Here is a 1,629-nt window from a genome sequence, read left to right on the forward strand (position 1 = left end):
GGAATATCAGCGCCTTCTGCGGATTCAGGCTCTGGCTATAGTCATAGGCCATGGGTGGCTAGCTCCTGCGATACCCAGCGCTTGATAAACACGCCAACGATGACCCCACCCGCTTTTCGTATGCGGGTGACCGCTGTGCACGCCATCAAGCAACTCACAGTAAAAGTATCTCTTTCTTTTCAGATAGATAAACATCTATCGCGCCAATTAACAACGCCCCAGTCACGCAACAGTCAAGCAAATCCGGCGCTGGGTGGCTCCGGTGGCCAGGCTCGCGGCAGAGGCGGTCATCTGGTTGGGCTGCACTCATGCTCCCCGTCTATGCCCCCGCCGTCAGCGGCAGGCGGATTTTGCCGGTCAGCAGTTGCTGCATCATGCCTTGCTTCAAGGCGCGGGCCTTCTCCAGTTTTTGGGTCAGCGCCTGCAGCTCGTTATCCATATCGGACAAAATAGTGGCAATGGCGGTTTGTTCTTCTATTTCTCGAGGTAACGCAATTAGAGTCCCATTAATCAAATCTGTATTTAAATTCATCTGTGATCCGGTCTGCCCCTGCTTACCCCACTCATCCTCAAGATCTTTCAGAACATAATACATATAATCTTGATTGACAGTTAACCCGTGAAATACAACAAATCCATCATGAATACATAGATCTTTCTTGGTGATAATAGGTTTTCCAACTGTGGCACAAATACTCATAACAAGATTATTGCTTGAAACAAAACGACTGTGAGCCACCCCCATTTCAGATAAACTCTGAGTCGTATCAAAAAGATATTTAACCGTTTTCGTCACATCAGAAATACGCAACCATCCAACAGATGAATTTCTATCAAACCAGACGGGGCTATCTATGGGTCTAGGAGATGCTCCTCTTTGAATCTGAGCGACCCCCCCCATTTTTTTTGCTTCCCAATCCTCCGGGATTTCTCCCAGTTCGCTGGGTTTATAGCCTTTTGGGGTACCATCGGGACGCAGGGCGAAGGCGGGCAGGCGGGTGCGGCCAGTCAGCAGTTGCTGCATGGTGGCGCTCTTGATGGCCTGCTTCTTGGCGATCAACTGCTCCAGCGCCCCAATCAGCGCATCGCTATCCGACAGCACATTGGCAATGGCGGTTTGTTCTGCCTTATTGCTTGGCATACCTAAAAGCATCTTATTAACAATAGTGATGTAGATGTGCTTTATAGTTGAACCACCAGCATCGTCTATCATTCTTCCTTGATAAAAAGGACTCTCTAATAATGACTTAAAAAAATCAGGGCTAACCCGTTCATTTGGTCGTAATATTGCAACAGACTGGTTAATGCATATTAGCTCATCATCAACAAGTGCCAATCGCCCCAACGTACCATCTTTGGTAAGAAGCAAATCACTTTTTTTAGGTTTACTTTTGGGTGTTAGATATTTGTCAAATGCCTCAGCACTGGTTGCTCTTGCATCTCCATACTGAATTTTACCATTAGATATATCCCTTGCAGTGATCATAAATGGACCACTTACTGTAGTCGGCATTGGGTTTGTAAACCCATATGAAATAAAAGATGTAAAGTTTTCTCATATACAGGACCTTAAGAAAACACTTCATTTGAAATTCCTTCTAAGGTCCTGTTCTGTATCGATTTTCGCTG

General features: G+C 46.1%; 1 protein-coding gene. It reads right to left on the bottom strand.

The features are described 5' to 3' along the window. Nucleotides 1-319 precede the first annotated feature (319 nt). Nucleotides 320-1,486, bottom strand: coding sequence for a restriction endonuclease subunit S (locus OKC30_RS20785; RefSeq protein WP_270666896.1), 1,167 nt, complete (start codon nt 1,484-1,486; stop codon nt 320-322). Nucleotides 1,487-1,629 lie beyond the last annotated feature (143 nt).

The sequence above is a fragment of the Aeromonas sp. QDB18 genome (assembly GCF_027705325.1).
Taxonomy (GTDB): Bacteria; Pseudomonadota; Gammaproteobacteria; order Enterobacterales; family Aeromonadaceae; genus Aeromonas; species Aeromonas caviae.